We start from the raw sequence: 25,945 nt of genomic DNA, 5'->3' as shown, positions 1-25,945 counted from the left end.
AATATCCCCAACTTTACCCTTCGAAATTAAATAGGTTAACCGGTCGCACTTTCGGTAAACTATTTCTTGAACGAATCCAAAATTAGACCTAATTATGAGCGAAGTAGCCGCCCGTTTTGCCCCCGGTGTTGTGACCGGCGAAGGTGTCACCGAAATTTTTCGTCATGCCAATGAGAACGACTATGCCCTTCCGGCCGTCAACGTCGTTGGGACTAACTCCGTAAATGCTGTTTTGGAAACAGCCAAAGCTGTTAACTCACCGGTTATCATCCAGTTCTCGAACGGCGGTGGAATTTTTTATGCTGGCAAAAGCCTGCCTAACGACAAACAACAGGCGGCCATTGCGGGCTCCATTTCGGGTGCGCTACACATTCACCATGTAGCCGAACTCTACGGCGTTCCGGTTATTCTGCATACCGACCACTGCGCCAAAAAACTGCTCCCCTGGATCGACGGGTTGCTGGCTGCTGGTGAGAAACACTTTGATCAAACCGGCAAGCCCCTGTATTCTTCGCACATGCTTGACCTGTCGGAAGAGCCGATTGAAGAAAACATCGAAATCTGCGCCAAATATTTCGAGCGGATGGCCAAAATCGGCATGACGCTGGAAATCGAACTCGGCGTAACGGGTGGTGAAGAAGACGGCGTCGATAACTCCGACGTGGATGATTCCAAGCTGTACACCCAGCCTTCGGAAGTGGCCTATGCTTATGAAGAGCTGAGCAAAATATCGCCGAACTTCACCATCGCGGCTGCGTTCGGTAACGTGCATGGTGTATATAAGCCCGGCAACGTGAAGCTGTCGCCGATTATTCTGGACAACTCGCAGAAATACATTCAGGAAAAGTATAACACAGGCCCGCTGCCAGTGAATTTCGTATTCCACGGTGGTTCAGGTTCCAGCCGCGAAGAAATCCGCGAAGCCATCCGCTACGGTGCCGTGAAAATGAACATCGATACCGACATGCAGTGGTCGATGTGGGAAGGGATTCTGAAATACTACCAGGCCAAAGAAGGCTACCTGCAATCGCAGTTGGGTAACCCCGAAGGACCTGATTCGCCAAACAAGAAGTACTACGATCCTCGTGTATGGCTGCGTAAAGGCGAAGAAAGCATGGTGCAACGCCTGAAAGTAGCGTTCGAAGATCTGAACTGCATCAACCGACTGGCGTAGCTATCGGTTATAACCATACAATTTCAAAAATGCCGGGCTCTGAGGGGTCCGGCATTTTTTTTATGCCCGAAGATTAAAAATTTTTAATGGGAGGGGTACCCTCGTCCGGGGTCTCGATTGTCTTATGGGTACTTAACGAGAACCTTATGGATGAGCAAACGATGATGGCAACTTTACTGGAACGGTACCTCGCCAATCGGGCAACGGACGATGAGCTGGAGGTATTTCTGGAACTGCTCAGGGAAGGAAAGTTGGACGAGCTGGCCAAAACCTACATGGAGCAGGAAGCTGAGCTCATTCAGAAAACGGCTGCTCAGTCAGCATCGACGAATGGCTTTCGAGCCTGGAACCAGTGGCTGAAAATAGCCGCTTCTATCATACTGATGATCTGGTAGCACTTTACGGTAACGGTCTGTTATCTAGTCTATTCCATGCCATGCCTGTCAACGGTATGGTAAACCGAGCTTTTGTCAATTCATACAACCAATTAACCAGAAAGAGAGCAATGGGATTATCACTACAAAGGAGAATACGGACCTTAGGGTGTTTGATGATCTCCGCTTCGCTGATCACTACAGCCGGTGCCCATACCCGGCCAGCGGAAAAAGGAGATAAAGCGGTACAGCCAACCAAAACAGTACGTCGGGGTAATTCAGCAGAACAGGCCGCTATGCTCATCAAAGGAAAAGTAATGGCTCAGGAAGACCGAATTGCACTACCAGGTGTCAATATAGCTATTAAAGGCTCCACAACGGGAACGACAACCGATGCCGATGGTAATTACTCCATCAATGTGCCTTCGGCAGAAAGCGTGCTGATCTTCTCATTTCTCGGTTATGTATCTCAGGAGGTTAAAGTAGGTAGTCAGACGACCATCAACGTAACCCTGGCCCCTGATTCTAAAATTCTGAACGAAGTGGTCGTTACGGCGCTCGGTTTTAAAGAAGAAAAAGACCGGCTGGGCTCTACCTTATCGGCCGTAAAGCCGGAAGATATCAAACGCTCGGGTGAGACGGGGGTCATCAACGGGCTGGCGGGTAAAGCGGCTGGCGTTCTGATTTCACGCTCTACCGGCGATCCGGGTGCCGGTTCGTACATCCAGATTCGGGGTCAGAACACGATTACAGGCTCGAACCAGCCCCTGATTATCATCGACGGGGTGCCGATGAGCAACAACACCACGGGCGACTCACGAGGTGGCGTAGCGCAACAGTCGCGGCTAAACGACATCAATCCGGAAGACATTGCCAGTATGCAAATCCTGAAGGGCGCTTCGGCGGCTGGCCTTTGGGGGTCACGGGCGGCCAATGGGGTTATTGTGATTACCACCAAGCGGGGCGCTACCGATAATAAGTTGAATGTCAGTTTCAGCTCGACGGTTTCTTTCGATAAAGTGAACGTATTACATCCGCTTCAGGAAGCCTACGGACAAGGAACGGGTGGCGTTTACAACCCTACCACCCAGTATTCCTGGGGTGATAAAATTGCCAATCGGGCGGGGGGCGACGATGCGGTCAACATGAACGGAGCCCGTTTTGAATCGTATCAGGGTAAAACGTTTTACCCCATCCTTACCAAAAATTCGAAAGAAACCTTCAACGAAGCTCGTCGGGATGCGGTGTTTCGTACAGGAACCTATCTGGACAACAACATCAGCTTAAGTGGAGGCAATGACAAGGGGAATTTCTACCTGAGTCTGGGCAATTTAGGGCAGAAGGGGATTTTTGCCGGGCAAAGTGATTATAAGCGCAACTCAGTCCGGTTCAATGCCCTGCGTCAATTCAACGATGTTGTTCGGGCGTCGGCCAATGCAAACTACATTCGAACCACCTCCAACCGGATTCAGAAAGGCGACAACACCAGTGCGCTCTATCTGGGTATGCTGCGTTCAGCGCCCGATTTCGACAGCCGTTACTGGAAAGGGACGTATTACGCTTCACCCACGGCAGCTGGCATTCGGAACCGGCAACGTGCCTACCGGAATTACCTGGGCGCTTCGGCCAATCCAAGCTATAATGACCCGCTCTGGACGATCAATGAATTGACCAACTTTTCGGAAGTGGATCGCCTGATTATGAACTCCGAAATGGTGATTACACCGAAGGATTGGTTCAGTATTACGGCTCGGGGTGGCATCGATATGTTCAGTGACCGTCGGGTGACGAACAATCCAGTAAACTCGGTCGAAAACTCAGGCGCAGGAACCTACGATCAACGGATTATCTCCGAAAAAGAACTGAACCTGGACGTGATTGGCCGGGCCAGCAAAGATTTTGGTGAGAACATAACCAGTACGCTGATCTTGGGCTTCAACATCAACGATCGTTCTTCGAACCTGCTGGGTGGTACAATGAATAACTTCATCCTGGAAGAAGCGCCCGCCAATTTCGCTAACTCAACAGCGGCCAACAACTCGCCGTTCAATACCGAATCTCATCGCCGGACAGCGCGTTTGTACTCCACGCTCAATCTGGGCTTCTTTAACCAGGTGTTTGTCAACGGATCGCTCGCCAGTGAATCGGGGTCAACCTTTGGCAGCGCTTCCAAATCGACGTTCTACTACCCATCGGCGGATGTGGCCTGGCAGTTCAGCCAATTACCCATTTTTCGGGGTACTCCGCTATCGTTCGGAAAACTGCGGGCATCGTATGGTATCGTGGGTATCCAGCCTGAACCCTACCGAAACACAACCCCATACATTGCGGCCTCGTTTACCGACTGGGGCACGGCACTGACCAGTTCAGGCTATGGTGGGGCTTATGTCGAAAGTGCTACCCAGGGCGATCCAAACCTCCTGCCCGAGCGCAAAACGGAGTGGGAAATTGGGGCTGACCTACGACTTTTCAAAAACAAGCTGACCATTGGTTACACGTATTACCAGAACCAGATTCGCGACCTGTTATTGCAGGTTTCGGCAGCGGGGTCGACGGGCTTTAGCCAGAAATACACCAATGCCGGGAGTATGGAAAACAAAGGGATGGAGGTCGACTTCAACCTGAATGTGCTTCAGAAAACGGACTTCCAGTGGAATGTATTCGCCAACTGGAGCCGTAACAAAAACCGGGTAACCAACTTAGGAGGTACTGAAATCATCACCTTTACGGGCGGGGCTCTCAGCACTGTAGCGCACGTAGGCGACGCGCTTTCGTCTTTCTATGGTGGCGTATATCAACGGAATGAAGATGGTTCCATGAACCTGACACCGACCGGCTTCCCGAAATTGGGAACCACGCTGGGCATTGTTGGTGACCCGAATCCAGATTGGCGCGGTGGTTTTGGTACCAATCTTTCGTACAAAAAACTGTCGCTGAATGTGCTGTTCGAAACCTTTCAGGGCGGTGATTTCTACGAAGGAACCCGTGGTGTGCTGGTCAATTTCGGAACCTATGCCGATGTGGGTAACGAAGTGACTCTGTCGAAGGATATGTACAACTACGCCGGAACGCTGTTCAAAGCGGGTACAACGCTGCGTGGCAATGTGAAAGATTACGGCGGGGGACCTGTTCTGCTGGACCAGTCGTTCTATACCTCTATTGGTGGCCACTCGGGGCAGTTGACCGAGCAGTTTGTTCGCGATGGGAGCTGGACCCGGATTCGGGAAATCACACTCGGCTATCAGCTCAACTCAGCCGGTTTTCGCAAGAAAACTAAACTTGAATCGGTCAGTTTCGCGGTTACGGCCCGGAATCCGGTGCTCTGGACTAAGGTCGTGGGCATCGATCCAGAAACTAACGTATCGGGAGTAGGTAATGCCCGTGGAGTCGATTATTTCAACAATCCCAGTACTAAATCGCTGGTGTTTAGCCTGAAAATCAACTATTAATCAATGTTGGTTGTAACGCGGGTGGAAACCCGCGATTATAACTTAAACTTTCGCGGGTTTCCACCCGCGTTACATATCACTTCCATGAAACTACGATATAAAGCCATTTTTGCCGTATTGATTGGGCTGGCTTCCTCCTCCTGTGAGTCGCTGGTGTCGGATATGAACCAGGACCCCAACAACCCCACCGACGCGTCGGCCGAATATCTTTTTACCGGCACACAGGTTGCCCACATGGCTTCGCAGGAAGGCATGGCTAGTCGGCTCACCATTGTCTGGACGGGCTACGGGTTCGGAAGTTTCCAGCAGTTTGGTACCTGGGGACAATATCAGATTACGGCCGCTAATTTCGACGACGACTGGAACCTGTTCTTTACCGGGACCAATAAAAATGCGGTTCGGACGCTGGACAAGGCGAATCAGTTGGGCAACCGCGTCATGGCCGGGATCACCAAAATCATTCAGGCGCAGAACATCGGTACCGCTTCGGAGCTTTGGGGCGATGTGCCATTTACCGAAACGGCCAATACCACGAAGTTTCCCAATCCTCGTTTTGAAGCCCAAGCGGAGTTGATTCCCAAGCTGATCGCTCAGTTGAACGATGGCATTGCCGATCTGGAATCAGGCATCGGGACCGTCGGTACAAAAGACCTGTTTTTTGCGGGCGATCTGACGAAATGGAAACAGGTGGCTAACACGCTGAAAGCGCGCTTGTATATTGATCTCAAGCAGTATAACGAAGCCTATACAGCGGCTCAGGCCGGGGTGAGCACCTATGCCAACTCGATGTATTCGCCACACGGAATCGTTGCCAGTGCCAATGAAAACCAGAATTACAGCTTCCTGACCAACATTCGGGCCGGGAGTATCACGGCCGAAGGGGCTTATAATGCCGAACTGCTCAATCCAGCCAAAACAGCTACGTACCGGGGCAATGCGAAAACCAATGAAACGGCCCGGTTCAAATTCTACTACCTCGAAAATGGCGTAAATGCACCGGGCGTCATTGAGCCCAACACGCTGACGACCACAACAAACCGGGGCTTTTTTGCCCGCGACGCCAGTTTTCCGCTCGTCACCTATCAGGAAAACGTCCTGACGCTGGCCGAAATGGCATTACGTTCGGGGAAAGGCTTCGACGCTGCGCTGGCCCACCTGAATACCTACCGGAGTTTTCTGAACAGCGGGGGTTACCTGCATGCAACGTATAAAGTGGCCGGTACTTACAAATATGATCCGTATGTTGCGGAGGACTTTGCCGTTGGTGGGATTGAAAACAAAGATGGTATTGCTGCCGATAAGGCGTTATTACGCGAAATCCTGGAAGAACGCTATGTGACCTTCTACGGTCAGCACCTTGGCTGGAATGATGAGCGCCGTACCCGTGCTGAAGGCTTAGGAGTTAAATTGAAGCCAAACAACGGCAGCCAGTTGCCCGGTCGGTTTATCTATTCGCAAAACGAACTCAACTCAAACCCAAACAGCCCGCGTTCAGCACCGAGTTTGTTTGAGTCCGTTACCATTTACAAGTAGTTAGGCTCTTAGGCTCGTCCGCGATTGCATCGCGGATGGGTGAGGCCCGCGTCTGTGACGCGAGAGGAGAGGGGTTTCAGGTAAAAGAATAAGCTTGCAATAGCGTCACAGACGCGAACCTCAGTCATCCGCGATGCAATCGCGGACGAGCGGTGAATCCGTAAGAAACTATTAGATCGAACAGAAATGCATCGACACATTTATTGGCTGTTTATCCTTGCTGGCCTGATTGCCCGTTCGGTTTCGGCTCAGACCCCGTTTTCGGCGCAGGAGGTAAAGGCGCTGCAAAAACAGGCGAAGGGGATTGAGATTGTCAAAGATACTTACGGTGTTCCGCACGTATACGCCAAAACCGATGCCGACGCGGTGTTTGGCGAAATGTACATTCAGTGCGAAGAGTTTTTTGAGAAGGTCGAAACGTCGCTGATTGGACGGCTGGGCCGGTCGGCCGAACTGGAAGGGGAGTCTGCTATCTACAGAGACCTTTGGACGCGAATGTTTATCGACTCGACACAAGCGGTTCAGTTGTACAGAAAAACGCCCGACTGGCTCAAAAAACTATGTGATGCCTATGCGGGTGGGATCAATTATTACCTGATTACGCATCCGGCCGTAAAGCCCAAACTGCTTACCCGTGCCGAACCCTGGATGATCCTGATGAACAACGTTCCGGCCATGGGTGGGAGTAACGTTACCGAAGCCGATTTCAAAGCGTTTTACCTGAAAGAAGCGGCTCAGGGTGCTACCGGTAGCCGAAGTTTTACCGCCGAGCCACCCAAGAACGACGGTTCAAACGGCTTTGCGCTGGCTCCGTCCCGTACGCAGAGCAAAAAGGCGATGCTCTTCATCAATCCCCATGCGGAGTACTACGGCCGTATCGAAATCCATCTGGTCAGTGAAGAAGGGTTGAATTCGTACGGAGCGCCGTTTTTGGGTCAGTTTAGCATATTTCAGGGATTCAACGAGTTTCTGGGCTGGATGCATCCCGTCTCGCTATCCGATGCTAAAGATTTATATGCCGAGGATGTGGAGTGGAAAAAAGGGAAATGGATGTATCGCTACGACGGTGCCTGGAAACCGGTCGATAGCACGACGATCGAACTCCGCTACAAGAAAGGGGATAGCTGGGCAACAAAGAAGTTCGTGACCTACCGCACGCATCATGGCCCCGTAGTATACGCAACCGCAACCCGTTGGATTACCCTCAAAACCTACGAGCCAAACATCGAACTGCTGGGCATGCACTGGCTGAAAATGAAGGCCCGGAATATGAAGGAGTTTACCAGTGCCATCAACGCCAGGGCTATGGTGGGCAGCAATATTGTCTATGCGGATAAAGAAGGAAACATCGCCTACTGGCACGGCAATTTTGTACCGAAGAAAAATCCTTTACTCGACTGGCGTCGGCCGGTCGATGGCACCACCTCGGCCACCGAATGGCAGGGAACACACGAACTGACCGAACTTCCGCATTACATCAATCCGGCCAACGGCTGGCTACAGAACTGTAACTCAACGCCATTGTACGGTGCCGGTGAATTGAATACAGACATGTTAAACAAGCTACCGTCCTACATGCTGCCCGATGGACATACACCCCGCGCCGTTCATGCCGTAAAGGTGTTGACGCCACTAAAAAACGCAACGATGGACGATGTGATCAAGGCGTCGTACGATACCTATCTGCCCAGTGGCGAACGCTTTGTGCCGAGTCTGATTGCTGCCTATAATTTGGTAGGCGATTCGCTCAAGGCAAAACTGGCTCAACCCATCGAAACACTGAAAGCCTGGAATTTCCGGACAGATACCAACTCGGTCGCTACGACCCTGACGGTGCATTGGCTGGAAAAAATCATTCAGCTCGATATGGCCCGACTGGCGAAACCCGCTACTACTGAAGAACAGTATTCATTGACCAACGGGGCCGCTGTGACAACCGAGTTTTTATCGTCGAAAGAGCAGGTTACAGCCTTAGCACAGGTGGTGGCTGAGCTTGAAAAAGAGTTTGGAACCTGGCAGGTGCCCTGGGGTATGGATAATCGGTTCCAGCGCATAGCCGATTCGGAGCCTAGTGATGACAAACTCAGTTGGGGTGTTCCGGCCACACCGGGTTTTATGGGGTCTTTGAATGCGTATGTGAGTCGAAAAACGGCTAAAACACACAAACGATACGGCATTACGGGCAATACCTTCGTAGCTGCCGTTGAGTTTGGCGATAAGCTCCGGGCTAAAACCATCCTGACAGGAGGAGCCAGCTCCGATCCATCGTCGCCCCACTACCTCGACCAGGTGAAAGGCTATATCGACGGTACGTACAAAGACATCTATTTCTATAAAGACGACGTGTACAAACACGCCGAAAAAATCTATCACCCAGGCGATAAGTAATCGTATGAAAAGACGTGATTTTGTCAAGTTGTCTGGTATGGGGCTTGGAGCAACCATGCTGCCTGCCGGACTGATAGCCGGGAATCCGATTTCGGCGGAGGAACTGCTGAATCCGGGGATGGACGTAACGGTCAAAAAGCGACTGGCCGATGTGGCACTCAATGCGTCTAAAAGCAAAGGGGCTACCTATGCCGACGTGCGTATAGGGCGGTATCTGCGGCAGTACCTGTTCACGCGGGAGAACAAGGTGCAGAATATCGTCAATTCGGAGTCATATGGAATTGGTATTCGGGTCATAGCCAATGGCACCTGGGGATTTGCGTCGACCAATACTATGACGCCCGAAAGCATCGCCGAATGTGCCGCCATGGCTGTAGATATGGCCAAAGCCAATGCCGAAATCCAGCGAGAACCGGTGGTGCTGGCCCCGCAGAAAGGGGTAGGTGAAAAGGTCTGGAAAACGCCTATCAAGAAAAATGCTTTTGAAATTCCGGTTAAGGAAAAGATCGACCTGCTGATGGACGTGAATGGGGCCGCCCTCAAAAATGGCGCTTCGTTCGTCACATCGAACCTCTTCTTCGTCAACGAACAGAAGTATTTTGCTTCAACCGATGGGTCGTATATCGATCAGGATGTGCATCGGATGTGGCCGACGTTTACGGTATCGGCGGTGAATCGACAAACGGGTCGTTTCAAATCCCGCGATGCACTCAGTGCTCCCATTGGGATGGGATACGAGTATCTGTCCGACAACCCAGCTGAAAAAATCGTGATCCCAAACGGGCCAACCGTTTACCGGTATGCCTATAACATGATCGAAGACGCTACGGCAGCGGCTTTGCAGGCAAAGGAAAAGCTCTCGGCCAAATCGGTCCCGGCTGGTAAGTACGATATGCTTCTGGACCCGTCCAATCTGGGCCTGACCATTCACGAATCCGTCGGGCACCCGCTGGAACTCGACCGGGTGCTTGGCTACGAAGCCAATCTGGCCGGAACCAGCTTTGCGACGATGGAAAAGCTGCAGTCGAAAAACTTCCAGTATGGTAGCAACATCGTTAACCTGGTAGCGGATAAGATTCAGCCCAATACGATGGGGTTAGTCGGTTACGACGATGAAGGCGTTCCCTGTAAAAAGTGGGATTTGGTCAGAAAGGGCATTCTGGTCAACTTCCAGGCCACTCGCGATCAGGTGCATTTATTGGGTGAAAAAGAGTCGCAGGGGTGCAGCTTTGCCGAAAGTTGGGACGGTGTTCAGTTCCAGCGGATGCCAAACGTGTCGCTTCAGCCATCGGAAGGCAAATACAGTATCCACGATATGATTAAGGACACCGAAAAAGGCATTTACATTCTGGGTCGTGGGTCGTCGTCTATTGATCAGCAGCGGTACAATTTCCAGTTCAGCGGGCAGCTCTTCTACGAAATCAAAGACGGCAAAATCGCGGGTATGCTCGACGACGTCGCCTATCAGTCCAACACCCAGGAGTTCTGGAATTCCTGCGCCCGCATCTGCGATAAAGACGACTACCGCTTGTTTGGCACCTTCTTCGACGGTAAAGGTCAGCCGGGGCAGGCCAGTGCCGTCTCGCACGGTTGCCCCACCACCCGCTTCAATGGCGTAAACGTAATCAACACCGGACGGAAGATTTAAAAAAATAGTATTAGGAGTGAGGAGCGAGAATGCTGACGCCTACTCTCTGGCTTGCGCCAGCATTCTCGCTCCTCGCTCCTAATACTCCATAAAAACAAATGGCTATTTTATCGCAGGAAGAAGCCAAGCGGCTTATTGATAAAGTGTTGAGCTATTCGAAGGCCGACGAGATGAAGGTGGAGCTAAACGGTGGCCGAACGGGTAATATCCGGTTTGCGCGGAACTCCGTTTCTACGGCTGGAGCCACCAACAACCTGACCGTATCGGTGACGGCTGTGCTGGGCAAACGGATCGGCACGTCAGATATAAACGAGTTCGATGATGCTTCGCTCGAAAAGGCGGTTCGTAGGGCGGAAGAAATGGCCCGGCTGGCTCCCGAAAATCCGGAGTACATGCCTATGCCGGGGCCACAGACTTACAGCAGTCCGCAGGCATTTGTCGAAACCACAGCTACCATGAAAGCGCCTGATCGGGCCAGGCTTGCCGGAGCCAGTATCAAGTCCATCATGGCCAGTCAGTTAAGCGGGGCAGGTTTTCTGGATGATTCGGCTACGTTCAATGCTATTGGCAATACCAGAGGGCTGTTCGGGTATCATAAAAGCACCAACGCCAATTTCTCGCTGACGATTCGTACGCCCGACGGAACCGGCTCGGGCTATGCTGCGGGCGATTTCAACGATGTCAGCAAACTTAAAACCGGCGCGTTAACCGACATCGCCATTCAGAAAGCCCGTGCTTCGCAAAAGGCCGTTGCGCTGGAACCCGGTAAATACACCGTGATTCTGGAACCGTTGGCGGCTGGCGAACTGATTCAGTTTATGGTGCGGGCCATGGACGCTCGTACAGCCGATGAAGGGCGAAGTTTTCTGAGTAAGAAAGGTGGGGGAACGCGTCTGGGTGAAAAACTACTGGACGAACGCGTTACCATCTACTCTGATCCAACCGATTCGCAAATACCCAGTTCGCCGTTTTCGGGTGATGGTTATCCGCATGAAAAAGTGGTTTGGTTCGATAAAGGAGTGGTCAAAAATCTGTCGTATTCCCCCTACTGGGCGAAGCAAAAAGGAGTTAAACCACTTCCCGAACCCACTGGCTTTCTGATGACGGGCGGAACTCAGTCGCTGGCCGATATGATCAAAGGTACTGAGAAAGGAATTCTGGTCACTCGGTTCTGGTACACGCGCTGGCTGGACCCGCAAACCTTACTCTATACGGGCCTTACCCGCGACGGAACATTCTACATCGACAATGGGCAGATTAAGCACCCGGTCAAAAACTTCCGGTTCAACGAAAGCCCAGTCATCATGCTCAACAACCTCGAAGCTATTGGCATTCCTGAGCGCACCCGAGGCAACATGGTGCCGCCCTTACGCATTCGCGATTTTACGTTCAGCAGCCTTTCCGATGCTGTATGATCAGTTTACAGTGGGCTGGCCGAAAGCAACTCTATAACCGTGGTCTGTGTCCTCACAGACCACGGGGAGGCTCATCGTAAAACGTAAACTGAATACCAAATACCGTAAACCTTTTACATCTTCCTCTTTTTTACAACCAATGAAAAAAGTTACTGGATTCGTCCTTTCTCTTTTTGCGGGAACACTGCTGTATGGCCCGACGAAGGCCCAAAGCTCAGAAGGTAACCAGGGCAATCAGGTGGCAGCCCTGCAACGGCAGTTGGCCAGTATGCAGCACCAGTTTGATGCACTCGACAAAACCATCGACGACCTCACCTGGTCGCAGCGGCTGGGCGATGCCGTTCTGGTCGATAAGATCATTATCACCGGACCACCTCCGGCTGTGATCAAAAACCCGACCGGGCAGGGCGCGAAAAACCCTGTTCGGTTTTCGGCTTACGTGTTCATCCCCACCAAAATCGATCCGTCGAAAAAATACCCGCTGCTGGTACTGCCGCATGGAGGTGTACATAGTAATTTCAACACGGCTTATGCACATATCATTAAAGAATTGACGGCTCAGGAATACGTAGTGATTGCGCCTGATTATCGCGGAAGTACGGGCTACGGACAGGGGTTTTACCAGCTTATCGATTACGGTGGTCTGGAAGTGGAGGACACCAAAGCCTGCCGGGATTACATGCTCGAGAACTATGACTTCATCGATAAAAAACGGGTGGGTATTCTCGGCTGGAGTCATGGCGGTATGATTACCCTGCTCAACCTGTTCAATTATCAATCTGATTACGCCGTTGGCTATGCAGGTGTACCCGTTAGCGATCTGATTGCCCGGATGGGTTATAAGAGCCAGAGCTATCGGGATGCCTATTCGGCTGATTATCACCTGGGCAAAACCGCCGATCAGAACGTGGAAGAATACCGTAAACGCTCTCCGGCCTGGCAGGCACATAAGCTACAAACGCCCCTGCTGATTCATACCAACACTAACGATGAGGACGTGAATGTGCTGGAAGTAGAACATTTGATCAAGTCGCTCAAAGCTGAAGGCAAGAAGTTCGAATACGAAATTTATAAGGATGCTCCTGGTGGTCATACCTTCAACCGAATCGATTCGTATGGTGCCAAGGAAAGCCGGATGAAAATCTATAACTTCCTGGCGCAGTACCTGAAACCCAACAAGAAATTCAAAGACGTAAAAGAACTGATTGAAGCGAGTTATTTTCCGAAATCGGGTAAATAGCTGAGTTATCAACTTGTTTAGCCCACTTCTGGTCTGTGCTACAATCGCGGATGAGCAGGAGAGCCGATTTTGACATTGCGACGCAGGAGCAATCTTCGGAGAAGGCATTTCTTATTGTTCCCGAAGATTGCTCCTGCGTCGCAATGTCAAAGGGTTTAACTACTATGGATTTTCGACAGGAGGACGAGCAGTGTTTAACTACTGTGGATTTTCGGTAGGGGGAGGGGCACCAAAGCGCTTGTGTGAGCCTTTCAATTCGCCGTGTGAATGGATAAGTATAGTCGTAAGCAGCGCGAAAAACATAAGGACAACCCCAAAATTGATCGTCCATTGTTTAGGGGCTAAACGTCTGGGTGCGAAAGCGGGCTGGGTTTTGCCAATCAGAAAAGCCACTACTACCCAATTGGCGATGTATAGGTATTGCTCTATCCGATAGCCGCTAATAAACGCCCCCGTTATGAACAAACTAAACAGAATATACAGCCCCCAATAGCTCAGAAAGAGGACAAAGACATCATTTTGTGAATAGGAGACAGGGTTGGCTTTAGCCTGGTAATAACGAAACCAGTACCAGCCAGTCATACCGAGTACCATGCCAATGGCAACTAGTTGAACCGACCCAATAATGGGACTGTCAGGAGCCACGCCGATCTTGCTGAAAATTTCCTGAAGGCGTTCGAACTCAAACGATTGTTGCCATACGATGTACGGAATCACCAGCATCACCATCAATAGAGGAAACCAGACCTGGAGTTTGGGTTGAGTCGGCTCGCTCGCTTCCCATTCGGACGTAAGGGTACCGTAGGCCAGGCCCAGTCCGCCGAAAAAGCCCAGCGAATATTCCATCACGTTCCAGAAGTTGAATTTAATTTCGGTCAGATGACCGAGAACTTGGAGAAAATTACCGAAGGTAAAACCGAAGCCCCCACCTAAACCGGCGAATACAGCGACCCGTAAAGCCGAATAGTGTCGGTGACGTACCAGATACCAGGTTAGCGCTACGGCGGCTCCAAAACAAACCGCCCACATTTCCGAGCGGGGTGGCGTCATACGCCAGTCAAATTCCTCGATCAGGAAGAAGTAGAACAAAGCCCCGCCAACTACCATCTCCACAATCACTTCAGGCCACTTTACTGGTTTGGTGGGGGAGTCGGTCAGGGCCAATCCAGATAATCCCCCACCTATAAACCCATACAAACCACCAATAACAAACAGCATGGTAAGCCCGTAGAACACATTGATAAATTCGGTGTCGCGGCCATAGCCTACCACGATTCCGTAGCTTGCGAGCCCGCCCAATCCCCAGCCAATAGCCCCTGCCAGCGTGATGGCAAACGCTCTGGCGTACCAATCGGTGCGTTTAGCAACCAGCAAAACACTCAGCGAGCCAATAGCACCGGCCCAGGCTGCACCATATTCATGTCCAAACTGTCCACGAATGGCCCAGGAGGTTCCGAGCGACAAGCCCACCAGGAGCATAGCAAAAGGAAGAGATTTGTTACCCATGAAGACACAGTTAATTAAGGGTTTAGGAGTATCTTCCTGATATACCCAACTTGGCTGTGAACAGGCTATTGACAGGGCGTAGCCCAGCCGAACTGATGCGTGGCTGCAGGCAGTAGAATCAACCGGAATGATCTGAATACAGGTGGGTTCAGACTTCCAGTACGAACAGCAAATCACCGGTTTGGGCCAGTACTTCCAGAAATACGCTAAAGGCAATACCCATATCTTTTTCGACGGCAAACTTGAGCACTTTCATGGAGCGAACCATATGCTTTTTGATGGCATTGCTCGATATGCCCAGAATGTGAGCCGCTTCTTCGTAACTCTTTTCCTGCTGCCGACAGAGCTTAAACACTTCCCGACTTTGTGGGGGCAAAGTATCCAATACACGCTGTAAAAACTGCTGGTACTCTTTGGCCTGAAGATTTTCTTCCGTATCGTTTTTGGAGATGGTATAACTCCGTAAGACTTCCCCTTTAATTCGATCTTCCACAGCCGCCCGTTTCAGCATATTGAAGGTGTGATTTTTGGTGACTGTGAACAAATACGATTTGAAGGAGCCCACTTCCTGCATCGTCCAGCGGTCTTCCCATATTTTCATGAATACTTCCTGGCATATATCGTTCGATAGCTCATCGGATTTGATGAATTTATAAACGAAGCGATAAATGTCGGGTCGATAAAAGTCGTACAGCTTACGGAATGCTTTTTCATCGCCAGTCGAAACGCGGTTGAGTAGAAAGCTTTCATTCGGAAATGTCATTACAGTGAGTGAGTTAGTTGTTAGCGGAAATGATTAGCGGAGTTTTGGGTAGCGGTGTAGATGAACGATGAGTGCCGGGAAGGAGTGATGAGAAAAGAAGTATCTTGTAGAAATCCTAAAAAACCACATTTATAGAAAAATTTAATTAGGTGATTTAGTCAAATATAAAAATATTATTTTCATTTAATGCCTATAATGAAAATATAAATTGAATGTATTGCGCTAATGCAAAGTAGTAGCATTGGCAGATGTGATGTCGGTTACTAATAACCGCCACAGCAAGGTTTCTCAAAACCTCGCTGTGGCGGTTATTAGTAACCGACATCACTGGTACTACACCACTGATATCGACATCACTCCATTTTTAGTTGGAAGCAGAAGAAGATGACAGGCCAATGTGATGAAAAATCCGAGACCAAAAGAATTTATTGAGCATGATATGGATCGTAACTAGTGGGTAGTTTTCAGGCCAGGCGATAGTGACGTAAAGGGACAGCGAATGGCTAAAGTTTGAGGAAGCAGAAGCTGATTTTTACCGGCTTTTCCGGGTACACGATGCGCATAGTAGCTGAGTGTTTTTACTCAGAATGCGTACTGGGATTCAGATGGTTGGCTTATGGAAAAGCCCGGACTTAGGACTTTTCAGGCGAATAATTTCACCACTAAATTCACTACCTTTAAGAGAGCTATTCATTGTATGGGATAGATTGTGGAAAAAATTGACTTTTAGTCAAACAGGATAAGAGTTAGTTCTCGGTTAAATGCTGAAAAGCAGCGATTGAACCAGAGCGAGCCTGTATTTAAGGAGATTTTAATAGACTATGGATTTAATTAGAGCCGCGTTGCGGAAACCCATTTCCATTCTGGTGATTGTTGCCAGTCTGTTCTACTTTGGAATTGGGGCCGTTCGCACCATCAAGATTGACATTTTCCCCAATCTGAACCTGCCCGTTATTTACATTTCACAGCCCTTTGGCGGCTACACGCCCGACCAGATGGAATCGTTTTTTGGGAAACAGTACGTCAACCTGTTGCTATACGTATCAGGCGTAAAAAGTATTGAAACCAAAAATATTCAGGGCATTACGCTGCTCAAGCTGTCTTTCTACGAAGGGACCAACATGGCACAGGCGGCTGCGGAGGTGTCGGCCTATTCGAACCGGGCGCAGGCGAGTTTTCCCCCTGGTTCACAACCCCCGTTCATTCTCCGGTTCGATGCGTCCACGCTGCCCGTCGGGCAGTTGGTATTAAGTAGCCCCCAACGAACCAATAACGAACTTCAGGATCTGGCCAACGTATACATCCGGTCGGGATTTACGTCGGTGCCAGGGCTGGTATCGCCCGCTCCATTTGGTGGTAATGCCCGCTCGATTGTCATCAAAGCCGATCCCGAACTCCTGCGGGCGCACAACCTCACGCCCGATCAGTTGGTAGCGGCCCTGCGCATCAACAACACCGCCACACCTGCCGGAAACGTTCGGGTTGGGGATTACAATTACTTTACACCCGCCAACACCACGGTCCGAAACATTGAAGATTTCGGCAACATTCCGCTCTATACCGGCACGGTGCAGAACCTGTACCTGAAAGATGTGGCTACCATCGAAGACGGGGCCGACATCACACAAGGATATGTACTGGTCAACGGCAAACGGTCGGTGTATCTGCCCATTACGAAATCAGCCGATGCCTCGACCTGGGAGGTGGTGCAGAATCTGAAGGCTGCCCTGCCGCGTTTCCAGGCCCTATTGCCCGAAGATGTGAAGCTGACCTATACCTTCGACCAGTCGGTTTATGTGATCAATGCCGTCAAGAGCCTGATGACCGAAGGAGCCATTGGCGCTATTCTGACGGGCCTGATGGTGCTGCTTTTCCTGGGCGATGTGCGCGGGGCCCTGATCGTTATCATTACCATCCCAACCTGTATCATTTCCGGGGTTTTGTTCCTGTCGTTATTTGGGCAAACGATCAACATCATGACCCTGAGCGGTCTGTCGCTGGCTATCGGGATTCTGGTCGATGAGAGTACGGTAACTATCGAGAATATTCACCAGCATTTGGATATGGGTAAACCCAAAGCCCTGGCGATCTGGGATGCCTGTAAGGAAATCGCCTTTTCAAAACTCCTGATTCTCTTCTGTATTTTGGCGGTGTTTGCCCCGGCCTTTACCATGACAGGCATCCCTGGTGCACTGTTCCTACCGCTGGCGCTGGCCATTGGTTTTTCGATGATCACCTCCTACCTGATGGCGCAGACGCTGGTGCCGGTGCTGGCCAACTGGATGATGAAAGAACACGGTCATGTCAGTAATGGTAAGGCTCCGAAGCGAAAAGGTCGGAAACTGTTCAAGTTCAAACATGCGGTGGTGTCGACCAATGGAAATGGCTATAACGAAAAAGAAGCCCTGCTGCGGTCGAAAGAGGCCCTGGCCGAACGGGAGGACATGGATAACGATGGTAAGATCAGCTATTTCGAACGGTTGCGTAGCCGGTTTACCCGATTTATCAGACGGATTCTGCCCTATCGAAAAGTGATTGTGACGACTTACATTCTTGGCTCGATGGCGATTGTGGTGTTGCTCATTACCAACATCGGCCGGGACGTATTGCCGAAAGTGGCCGGACATCAGTTTCAGGTTCGTCTGCGAAATCCTGATGGTACGCGACTCGAAAAAACCGAAGCAACTATGCTGAAAACCATCGATGTGTTGAAGAAAATGGTTGGTAAGGAAAATATCGAAATCACCTCGGCGATGGTCGGTATGCACGGCGCTCAGTTTTCGACCAGCCCGATTTATCTGTTCATGGCGGGGCCGCAGGAAGGGGTGTTGCAGGTAAGCCTAAAGGAAGACTACGATGTTGAACTGGACGAACTGAAAGATCGGTTCCGGGCCAGCATGAAAAAAGCTCTGCCCGATGTCAAACTGTCGTTCGAACCCATTGAGCTGACGGATAAGATTTTGAGTCAGGGTTCACCAACGCCTATTGAAGTCAAACTATCGGGAAAGAATAAAAAACAGAACGAAGAATACGCCAACAAGGTCATTGCGAAGCTGAATAAGATTCGCTACCTGCGGGATGTTCAGATCGGACAGGCCACCAAATACCCAACCATCAACGTCAACATCGACCGGACGCGGGCTGCCCAGCTAGGCACCGATATTTCGGCTATTTCGCGCTCGTTGATTGCCGCAACATCTTCCTCGCGCTATACCGAGAAAAGTGTCTGGATCGACCCGAAATCAAGCCAGACCTACACCGTACAGGTTCAGGTGCCCGAAAACCGGATGACCAGTATCAATGACCTGGGTGAAATTCCCGTGCTGCCGAATACGAACCGGCCGGTGTTGAGTGATGTAGCTACTTTACAAAAGGGCACCGCTTACGGAGAAAACGACAATATCGGGGCTATTCCGGTGCTGTCAGTCACGGCCAACCTGAACGATATTGACCTGGGAACTGCCGCCCGCGACGTGCAAAAAGCCATCGACTCACTGGGCGAACTGCCACGTGGATTAACCATCAAAATGCAGGGACTAACGCAGGTACTGATCGATACGCTCGACAGCCTGCAAACGGGGCTGTTGACGGCCATTGTCGTAATTTTCCTGATGCTGGCCGCCAACTTCCAGTCGTTCAAAGTCTCGCTGGTGGTGTTGTGTACGGTGCCAGCCGTGCTGGTCGGTTCGCTGGTTTTGCTGATGCTGACCGGTTCAACGCTCAACCTCCAATCGTACATGGGCATGATCATGTCGGTGGGGGTATCCATCTCCAACGCCGTACTGATGGTGACCAATGCCGAAGAGCTTCGAATGCGCAACGGTAACGCCCTGCTGTCGGCTCGGGAAGCGGCTTCCATTCGGATTCGGCCTATTCTGATGACCAGCGTGGCGATGGTGGTCGGTATGATTCCGATGGCATCTGGCTTAGGTGAAGGTGGTTCGCAGGCTGCTCCGCTGGGCCGGGCCGTGATTGGCGGATTGATTGCGTCAACCTTTGCCGCTCTGTTTATTCTGCCGCTGGCGTTTGCCTGGGTGCAGGAAAAAACATCTACTGAATCTGTATCGCTCGACCCCGAAGACAAAGAGAGTAAGTACTACACAAATGTGGATTTACTGAATTAGATAGCGAACCAGCTAATCCACCAAATCATCAGAAATCCCATTTCCCCATTCTATCGAAACAGCGAGTCGTTTCGTAACAATTACTAGAAATGCATCGTCAAACCTCAGTCCGTAATTTGTGTGTCCTGGCCAGTGGCCTCCTGCTGACCAGTTTGTTTACCCAGTGCCATTCATCCGAAAGTAAAGCTGAAAAAGAAGAGGCCGAGGTTGATTCGGCAGCAGCGCCAGCCCCAACCGAAGTGTTTTCGTTATCGAAAGGGAAGCTGGCTTCTTCGCTGGACATTCCCGGGGAACTGATCGCCTATCGGGATGTCGATATTTATGCCAAGGTAAGTGGATTTATCAAAACGCTTAATGCGGATGTGGGTTCAGAGGTACGCGAAGGACAGTTACTGGCCATGGCTGAAGCTCCTGAATTGAGTGCCCAACTGGCCTCTGCCGATTCACGACTGAAAGCACAGGAAGCGCTGTCTATTGCGAGTAAAGCCAACTACGAACGGGTTCTGGAAGCCAGTAAGTTCTCCGGTGCCGTCTCGAAAAACGATGTCGATCAGGCGCTTGCCAAACGAAATGCCGATCTGGCGCAACTGGAAGCCGCTAAATCGGCCTATCGGGAAGTGGCGACGCTCAGGAATTACCTGGCCATCCGGGCTCCGTTCGACGGTATCATCAGTGCGCGTAACGCCAGTACGGGAGCGTATATAGGACCCGCTGGGAAAGGGTCGGAGTTCCCGCTGTTTGTGCTGACCGAGCAGAAGCGCCTGCGTTTGGTGGTGGCCGTACCCGAAGCGTACACGGGTTATGTGAATCAGAACAGCGAAGTTAGTTTTACCGTCAAAACATTTCCGAACCGTACGTTTACCGGAAAGATCAAACGGCTGTCGGGTGCATTGGATAAACGGCTACGATCAGAGAGGGTAGAGGTCGATGTGATTAACAACGATAAAAAACTCCTGCCGGGTATGGTGGCTGAAGTGACACTGCCGCTACCGACTCAAAGCAACACCTTTATTGTGCCGAAATCAGCGCTGGTCAATTCAACAACGGGTGTCTTCCTGATTCGGGTGAAAGACCAGAAAGCGGAGTGGGTGCCGATCAAGAAAGGGCTCGATGCCGACAACAAAATCGAAGTTTTCGGCGACCTAACCGAAGGTGATCAACTTGTAACGACTGCCAGCGAGGAAATCCGCGATGGAGCGCCGGTCAATGTGAAGTAATAGACTTAATCATTGATTGCCTGATAAACCAAGGGCTTAAAGGCTTTGTCGGTATTTGACACGTACGGACCCCACATTTGTCGGTAGATCAACACCAGCATATCTTCTTTAGGATCGACCCAGTAGGAGGTTGAAAACACACCACCCCAGGCATACGTACCAACCTGACTGGGCGTGAACTTGCTTCCATTTTCGGAGACGACTAAAAAGCCGAAGCCGAAGGTATTGTCACGAGCATGGTCACCGATATTGGGATGCAGGTCACCGATTTGATTCATGGTCATCAGGCGTACCGTGTTGCGGGCCAGTAGTCGAACACCGTTGTATTCGCCACCGTTCAACAACATTTGCAGGAAAATCGCATAGTCGTAAATGGTGGATGATAACCCGCCACCGCCCGAGAAATAATCCGTCTTTCGTAGCGGATAATTCATGTCGAGGGCGCCACCGAACGTAGCTGCCTGTTTTTGGATCGTTCCGGTAGAATCGCCTAAGAAAAAGTTGACCAGCCGTGGGCCTTTTTCGGGCGGTACGTTGAAATACGTATCTTTCATGCCCAATGGCTGACAGATACGCTTCAGAAAAAAGTCTTCCAGCGACAGGCCCGACCAACGCTCAATCAGGTGGCCTAGTACATCCATTCCCAGACTGTATTTCCATTGGTCACCGGGTTGAAAAAAGAGGGGTAAGCTACCCAGTCGGTTCATAACGTCGGATTGTTTCGGACCCCTTACGCCCACACCGCCTGTAATATTGTGTTTCGCATAAATGGCATTTTCGGCCGGAGTACCAATTGCCGGATAGCCCAGACCCGAAGTATGGGTTAGCAAATCGCGGATGGTAATGGGACGTTTAACCGGAACGGTCGTGTAGGTAGTATCTTTCGGGTTGAATGTCGCCAGTACTTTTCCATTGGCGAAGGATGGAATGAATTTAGAAATCGGATCGTCCAGTGAAAATTTTCCTTCTTCCCAGAGCATCATGACGGCTACACAGGTAAGGGCTTTGGTCTGGGAAGCAAGCCGAAAGATGCCGTTTTTGTCGAGCGGTACTTTTTTGTCGGGATCATTGTAGCCATGCGCTTTGTAGAACACGATTTTACCGTGCCGGGCTATCAGGACAACCGACCCATTCACCCATTTCTGGTTAACCCAATCTTTCATCCCTGCATCCAGACGGCCCAGTCGATCCGCCGAGAACCCACCGGCTGCAGGGGGGGCTTCTGTCAGAATGTTTGCTTTTACTTGGGCTTGTACTATGCTGTTGCGACTGATGACGGCAAATAAAATTAGTAAAGCGATTAGGTTTCGATGCATGATTTTAGGGTAGGATTAGTAACAGCAATCGTCAGGTCATGAAAGCGGTGTGTATCAGAGACTAATTTAGTGCGGTCAGTTCGTCATTGATAGATCCATTGTCAGCTTTTTGGCGGAGATCAAAAACAGCGCAACTGATCCAAAACTGATCGGGATAATGATCGACATGGCCCAGCGTAGAGATTCGGTACCCAGCGACGGAATAAGGCTATCGCTAAGCATACCAACGACCAGCGGACCAAACCCTAACCCAATAAAGTTGAGGGCAAAAAACAGAATAGCGGAGGTAAGCGAGCGCATCGACGCGGGCACAAGACTATGGGATACAGCAATCGACGGGCCTAAATACATACTTTGGAGCGAGGCAGTCAATCCTAAACAGACGATTGCAAACGCTGTATTTTGTAGAAAAACAGCACCAGCCGCACACGGAATAGAGGCTATAATGGCATACGCTGGAATCGTCAGGTATCGCCGTTTATCCGTTTTCCCAAAACGATCGGTCAGAAGCCCTCCCGCGAATGAACCCAGCGCTCCGCCAATACCAAAAATTGGACCCAGTAAAGCTCCTATTTCAGCGTTTTTCATGCCGTGGAGTCTCGCCAGAAATGAGGGCGCCCAGTTGTTCAGCCCATAGATGCAAAAGACGTGCAGACCCGTGGCGAATGCCAGATAAACGAAGGTTTTGGTCGCGTACAACCGCTTTACCACCTCGCGTAACGAAGGTGACTCGATAGCCGACGTTCGCTCTATATCTGTGGCCCCGCGCCGGGGTTCTTTCACGGTTATATAAAACAGCAACGAGAAAATTACCCCTGGTATACCCACCACATAAAAAGCCGTGCGCCATCCAAGGTGCTGGTTCAAATAGCCACCCATTAAAAACCCAACCAATATTCCGAAATAGATGCCGGTTGAGTAAATCGAGAGCGCTGTGGAGCGTTTTTCGGGCGGGAAGTAATCGGAGATCATGGCATGGGCCGGAGGACTACCCCCAGCTTCTCCAATGCCCACACCAATTCGGGCCAGTAGCAATTGAATGAAATTTCTGACCAGACCCGAACAAGCCGTCATGATACTCCAGATAGCCAGCGATACAGCCACCGTGTTTCTGCGATTCGTTTTATCGGCAAAACGCGCAATGGGAATGCCCAGCGTAACATAGAACAGAGCAAACGTGAACCCGGAGAGCAACCCAAGCTGCGTATCGGACAGGTTCAAGTCCCGTTTTATCGATTCCTGAAGGATAACAAGGAGTTGCCGATCCACAAAATTGAAGACATATACCAGCGTCAGCATCATCAGAACATAGTTCCGGTATAGGCTGCTGACTGCCTCATTCTGAACGGCTTCCTTAGTTTGCATAAAGTGGGCGAAGGAGGATATTATGCAACTAGAAAAGCTATTAGAGAGGGGGAATTACTGTTGGCTAGTCTCTGATTAGTAAGAAGCCACTAACGGTTTACGTGTTGGCGATGGTGGGGCATTTGTTAAAACTAAAAGTTATATCCGAAATGTAGCCCTGGTTCAGGGGTGTATTTTGGCCACTTGTCATCTTTTACGTTAAAACCATCAGGTATTTTAGTGTGATAAGGACGGCCAGCAATACCAAGTGATGGTTGTATAAAAAACCTATCCTTAACGAGTTTAATATGATAGCCAACTCGATACGAGTTGAAAATATGGAAACCATTATCAACTTTATCACCGGCGTCAATCACAAATGTTTGCCACATAGGCATTACGTGTACGGCTGCGTAAAGACCTTTCCAAAAAAATCGTTGATAAGCAAGAGCAATACTATAGTCTCTTATATAACCAGGAAATTTCTCTTCTGGCTTTCCGTATGATTGGTTTAAAAATGGGTTAATGCCAAGTGGCCAGGCATATTTCCAGGTTATTAGTTCAAGTGAAATTACATCTTTCCCTGTAATCCAATATCCTACATTGAGTTGAACGAAGTTGGGACTGTTTGTAGTAGCCAAATTACCCAATAAAAACAGTGTGCTGCCAACGAAACGCCGTTTGTACGTACTGTCGTGTCTGGCATATTGTGCATTCACCCGTAAACTGCTTGCCAGCACTAAAGCTAATCCAATCCATAAAATATTCTTTTGCATGTCTGTTTTAATTTATCTTAAACGATAATGCAAAAGTGGACTGGCAATAGGCCTAGAATCGTTCACTTAAGTTAAGAAATGAAGTTGATGGTAGAAGCAGTTCTTTTAACATGAACTTGGCTATCTTTTGGTATTGCTTTAGAAACTTCCTGATCTAGTACTAGTTCAGGAAGCTCATAGTTAATGCAAATAATTGCTTTCGTTAAACGATTTTATTGAGACTGTTTAAACTTTTTTATATAGACTAAAATGAGTGTTTTGTCATCCCGACGCAGGAGGGATCTTCGAATGATCTAATCCATTAGCTCTCTCCGAAGATCCCTCCTGCGTCGGGATGACAAATTACAGCAATTCCAACTCAATTATAGAAAGTTTAAACAGGTTCATTGTTAAAAATTAAATCCAAAATCGAACCCAGGCTGAATAAAATAGTTAGGCCATTTTTGTTCTACTGATTTAAATGATTCTGGTACCTTGGTTCTTATAGGCCAATAACTACATCCAATAGCTGGCTCGAAAAAGACCCGGTTTTTAAAAAACTTAAACTGGTAACCCAAATAGAAGTCCATATATAACGTGTATCCATTACCAATCTTTTTATTATTCTCATCCATATATTTTTCAAAAGCATTCAACGCCTGGACGGATGTATAGACTCCTTTATACCAAAATCGCTGGTATCCTACTGTAGGGGCAAGTATGCGTGCATGCCCGGAATATTCTCCTCCTGGTTTACGAAATGTTGGTCCAAAAGGAATACCTATGGGCCAGGAATAAATGGATCGTTTAAACCGAAAGGAAACAACATCTTTAGGCGTTATCCTGTATCCAACATTTAATTGTATATACTCAGGGTTATCTTTTTGGTCACAATTTCCTAACAGCCAGAGTGTACTCCCAACGAACCATCGTTTGTACGTACTGTCTTGTCGGGCACTTTGCGCGTTAACTTGTAAGCTGCTTGCTAGTAGTAAGGTCAAAGCGAACGATAGAATTTTCTTTTGCATATCAATTTGTTGTTAAATGATAATGCAAAGGAAGATTCGCGGGATACCATCATTCGTTCACTTAAGTTAAGAAATGAACCCTATCCCTTACTTTTCTCTACAATCCTGGCTCTTAATCTGCTTAACGATTGGGGTTTGATACCTAAGTAGCTCGCTAATTGATGCTGTGGAATACGTTGGATAAGGTCTGGTCTGTTTTGTAGTAAGTTCAGGTAGCGTTGTTCGGGGGAAGACGTTTTAAACTCGTCAAAGTCAATTCGTTGTTTGGCTAACAGTTCTTCCGATAGGATTCTACACATGGTATCAAACTTTGGAAATTTGCTGTTTACCTCTGCTTCCATATCCGTATTTGAAATTAGAAGTATACTGTCTTCTACACAACTTATATAATAGTCGGACTGAGTTTTACTGATGACACAAGGAGGTGTTAAAGCCTCCATTTCTGTGTAGAAAGCAGTCGTTTTTTCTTCGCCATCTAGTACATAATAGGTTCGAATACAACCTTTCAGGGCAAAGTAACTATCTTTCGATTTTTGTCCTTCTTTGAGTAAAATCGTCCCTTTCTTTACCGAGTGAAATAGGTCCAAAGAAAGGATTGCATTCTTCTCATCTTCTGTTACAGTAATGTATTTTGAAATAAAGTCAAATAATGTGTCTTGCATTGTTTTTAT

Annotated in this window: 17 protein-coding genes; 10 read left to right on the top strand and 7 right to left on the bottom strand. The window is 49.5% G+C overall.

Annotated features, from left to right (window positions below; all coding sequences use genetic code 11):
* Nucleotides 1-94 precede the first annotated feature (94 nt).
* The 8 genes from fbaA to ACYVFD_RS32630 all read left to right on the top strand — a co-directional run bounded on the left by fbaA (nucleotide 95) and on the right by ACYVFD_RS32630 (nucleotide 13,221).
* Complete coding sequence (gene fbaA, locus ACYVFD_RS32665; protein WP_461094727.1) at nucleotides 95-1,174, top strand: class II fructose-bisphosphate aldolase; 1,080 nt, start codon at nucleotides 95-97, stop codon at nucleotides 1,172-1,174.
* 146 nt (nucleotides 1,175-1,320) lie between these two features.
* The gene (locus tag ACYVFD_RS32660) at nucleotides 1,321-1,569 is read left to right on the top strand and encodes a hypothetical protein (RefSeq protein WP_461094726.1); all 249 of its coding nucleotides are present in this window, start codon (nucleotides 1,321-1,323) and stop codon (nucleotides 1,567-1,569) included.
* A gap of 155 nt (nucleotides 1,570-1,724) precedes the next feature.
* Entirely contained in the window at nucleotides 1,725-4,997 is a 3,273-nt protein-coding gene (locus tag ACYVFD_RS32655) for a SusC/RagA family TonB-linked outer membrane protein (RefSeq protein WP_461094817.1), read from the top strand.
* Nucleotides 4,998-5,081: 84 nt separating this feature from the next.
* On the top strand, nucleotides 5,082-6,530 hold the full coding sequence (locus ACYVFD_RS32650; RefSeq protein ID WP_461094725.1) for a SusD/RagB family nutrient-binding outer membrane lipoprotein: 1,449 nt from the start codon (nucleotides 5,082-5,084) through the stop codon (nucleotides 6,528-6,530).
* A gap of 186 nt (nucleotides 6,531-6,716) precedes the next feature.
* On the top strand, nucleotides 6,717-8,918 hold the full coding sequence (locus ACYVFD_RS32645) for a penicillin acylase family protein (protein ID WP_461094724.1): 2,202 nt from the start codon (nucleotides 6,717-6,719) through the stop codon (nucleotides 8,916-8,918).
* A gap of 4 nt (nucleotides 8,919-8,922) precedes the next feature.
* Nucleotides 8,923-10,566 (top strand): TldD/PmbA family protein, encoded by a 1,644-nt coding sequence (locus tag ACYVFD_RS32640; protein WP_461094723.1) that lies wholly within the window; start codon nucleotides 8,923-8,925, stop codon nucleotides 10,564-10,566.
* Nucleotides 10,567-10,664: 98 nt separating this feature from the next.
* The gene (locus ACYVFD_RS32635; RefSeq protein ID WP_461094722.1) at nucleotides 10,665-11,981 is read left to right on the top strand and encodes a TldD/PmbA family protein; all 1,317 of its coding nucleotides are present in this window, start codon (nucleotides 10,665-10,667) and stop codon (nucleotides 11,979-11,981) included.
* Nucleotides 11,982-12,120: 139 nt separating this feature from the next.
* Nucleotides 12,121-13,221 (top strand): alpha/beta fold hydrolase, encoded by a 1,101-nt coding sequence (locus ACYVFD_RS32630; protein WP_461094721.1) that lies wholly within the window; start codon nucleotides 12,121-12,123, stop codon nucleotides 13,219-13,221.
* 198 nt (nucleotides 13,222-13,419) lie between these two features.
* Here ACYVFD_RS32630 and ACYVFD_RS32625 read toward each other — a convergent pair whose 3' ends face one another.
* Together ACYVFD_RS32625 and ACYVFD_RS32620 are read right to left on the bottom strand one after the other, a co-directional pair.
* Entirely contained in the window at nucleotides 13,420-14,727 is a 1,308-nt protein-coding gene (locus tag ACYVFD_RS32625; protein WP_461094720.1) for a photosystem II biosynthesis protein, read from the bottom strand.
* A 148-nt stretch (nucleotides 14,728-14,875) separates the two neighbouring features.
* The gene (locus tag ACYVFD_RS32620; protein WP_461094719.1) at nucleotides 14,876-15,490 is read right to left on the bottom strand and encodes an RNA polymerase sigma factor; all 615 of its coding nucleotides are present in this window, start codon (nucleotides 15,488-15,490) and stop codon (nucleotides 14,876-14,878) included.
* Between the two features lie 821 nt (nucleotides 15,491-16,311).
* Between ACYVFD_RS32620 and ACYVFD_RS32615 the strand changes: the two genes are divergently transcribed.
* Nucleotides 16,312-19,614, top strand: coding sequence for an efflux RND transporter permease subunit (locus tag ACYVFD_RS32615; RefSeq protein WP_461094718.1), 3,303 nt, complete (start codon nucleotides 16,312-16,314; stop codon nucleotides 19,612-19,614).
* 89 nt (nucleotides 19,615-19,703) lie between these two features.
* On the top strand, nucleotides 19,704-20,831 hold the full coding sequence (locus ACYVFD_RS32610) for an efflux RND transporter periplasmic adaptor subunit (protein ID WP_461094717.1): 1,128 nt from the start codon (nucleotides 19,704-19,706) through the stop codon (nucleotides 20,829-20,831).
* 5 nt (nucleotides 20,832-20,836) lie between these two features.
* On the opposite strand, the gene ACYVFD_RS32605 is transcribed toward ACYVFD_RS32610, so the two are convergent.
* The 5 genes from ACYVFD_RS32605 to ACYVFD_RS32585 all read right to left on the bottom strand — a co-directional run bounded on the left by ACYVFD_RS32605 (nucleotide 20,837) and on the right by ACYVFD_RS32585 (nucleotide 25,936).
* The gene (locus ACYVFD_RS32605) at nucleotides 20,837-22,147 is read right to left on the bottom strand and encodes a serine hydrolase domain-containing protein (protein ID WP_461094716.1); all 1,311 of its coding nucleotides are present in this window, start codon (nucleotides 22,145-22,147) and stop codon (nucleotides 20,837-20,839) included.
* A gap of 75 nt (nucleotides 22,148-22,222) precedes the next feature.
* Entirely contained in the window at nucleotides 22,223-23,533 is a 1,311-nt protein-coding gene (locus ACYVFD_RS32600) for a spinster family MFS transporter (RefSeq protein WP_461094815.1), read from the bottom strand.
* A gap of 110 nt (nucleotides 23,534-23,643) precedes the next feature.
* Nucleotides 23,644-24,267: a hypothetical protein gene (locus ACYVFD_RS32595; RefSeq protein WP_461094715.1), complete on the bottom strand. Its 624-nt coding sequence runs from the start codon at nucleotides 24,265-24,267 to the stop codon at nucleotides 23,644-23,646.
* A gap of 389 nt (nucleotides 24,268-24,656) precedes the next feature.
* Nucleotides 24,657-25,274, bottom strand: coding sequence for a hypothetical protein (locus ACYVFD_RS32590; RefSeq protein WP_461094714.1), 618 nt, complete (start codon nucleotides 25,272-25,274; stop codon nucleotides 24,657-24,659).
* Between the two features lie 80 nt (nucleotides 25,275-25,354).
* On the bottom strand, nucleotides 25,355-25,936 hold the full coding sequence (locus ACYVFD_RS32585; protein ID WP_461094713.1) for a Crp/Fnr family transcriptional regulator: 582 nt from the start codon (nucleotides 25,934-25,936) through the stop codon (nucleotides 25,355-25,357).
* Nucleotides 25,937-25,945 lie beyond the last annotated feature (9 nt).

Source organism: Spirosoma gilvum (assembly GCF_054776815.1).
Note: the sequence above shows the minus strand (reverse complement) of the source record. Positions and strands in the feature narration are given on the sequence as shown.

Coding starts and splice junctions, on each gene's coding strand:
- ACYVFD_RS32645 (WP_461094724.1), top strand. CDS start 6,717: ATGCATCGACACATTTATTGGCTGTTTATCCTTGCTGGCCTGATTGCC.
- ACYVFD_RS32585 (WP_461094713.1), bottom strand. CDS start 25,936: ATGCAAGACACATTATTTGACTTTATTTCAAAATACATTACTGTAACA.
- ACYVFD_RS32660 (WP_461094726.1), top strand. CDS start 1,321: ATGGATGAGCAAACGATGATGGCAACTTTACTGGAACGGTACCTCGCC.
- ACYVFD_RS32625 (WP_461094720.1), bottom strand. CDS start 14,727: ATGGGTAACAAATCTCTTCCTTTTGCTATGCTCCTGGTGGGCTTGTCG.
- ACYVFD_RS32630 (WP_461094721.1), top strand. CDS start 12,121: ATGAAAAAAGTTACTGGATTCGTCCTTTCTCTTTTTGCGGGAACACTG.
- ACYVFD_RS32635 (WP_461094722.1), top strand. CDS start 10,665: ATGGCTATTTTATCGCAGGAAGAAGCCAAGCGGCTTATTGATAAAGTG.
- ACYVFD_RS32640 (WP_461094723.1), top strand. CDS start 8,923: ATGAAAAGACGTGATTTTGTCAAGTTGTCTGGTATGGGGCTTGGAGCA.
- ACYVFD_RS32605 (WP_461094716.1), bottom strand. CDS start 22,147: ATGCATCGAAACCTAATCGCTTTACTAATTTTATTTGCCGTCATCAGT.
- ACYVFD_RS32650 (WP_461094725.1), top strand. CDS start 5,082: ATGAAACTACGATATAAAGCCATTTTTGCCGTATTGATTGGGCTGGCT.
- ACYVFD_RS32590 (WP_461094714.1), bottom strand. CDS start 25,274: ATGCAAAAGAAAATTCTATCGTTCGCTTTGACCTTACTACTAGCAAGC.
- ACYVFD_RS32595 (WP_461094715.1), bottom strand. CDS start 24,267: ATGCAAAAGAATATTTTATGGATTGGATTAGCTTTAGTGCTGGCAAGC.
- ACYVFD_RS32620 (WP_461094719.1), bottom strand. CDS start 15,490: ATGACATTTCCGAATGAAAGCTTTCTACTCAACCGCGTTTCGACTGGC.
- fbaA (WP_461094727.1), top strand. CDS start 95: ATGAGCGAAGTAGCCGCCCGTTTTGCCCCCGGTGTTGTGACCGGCGAA.
- ACYVFD_RS32610 (WP_461094717.1), top strand. CDS start 19,704: ATGCATCGTCAAACCTCAGTCCGTAATTTGTGTGTCCTGGCCAGTGGC.
- ACYVFD_RS32655 (WP_461094817.1), top strand. CDS start 1,725: ATGATCTCCGCTTCGCTGATCACTACAGCCGGTGCCCATACCCGGCCA.
- ACYVFD_RS32615 (WP_461094718.1), top strand. CDS start 16,312: ATGGATTTAATTAGAGCCGCGTTGCGGAAACCCATTTCCATTCTGGTG.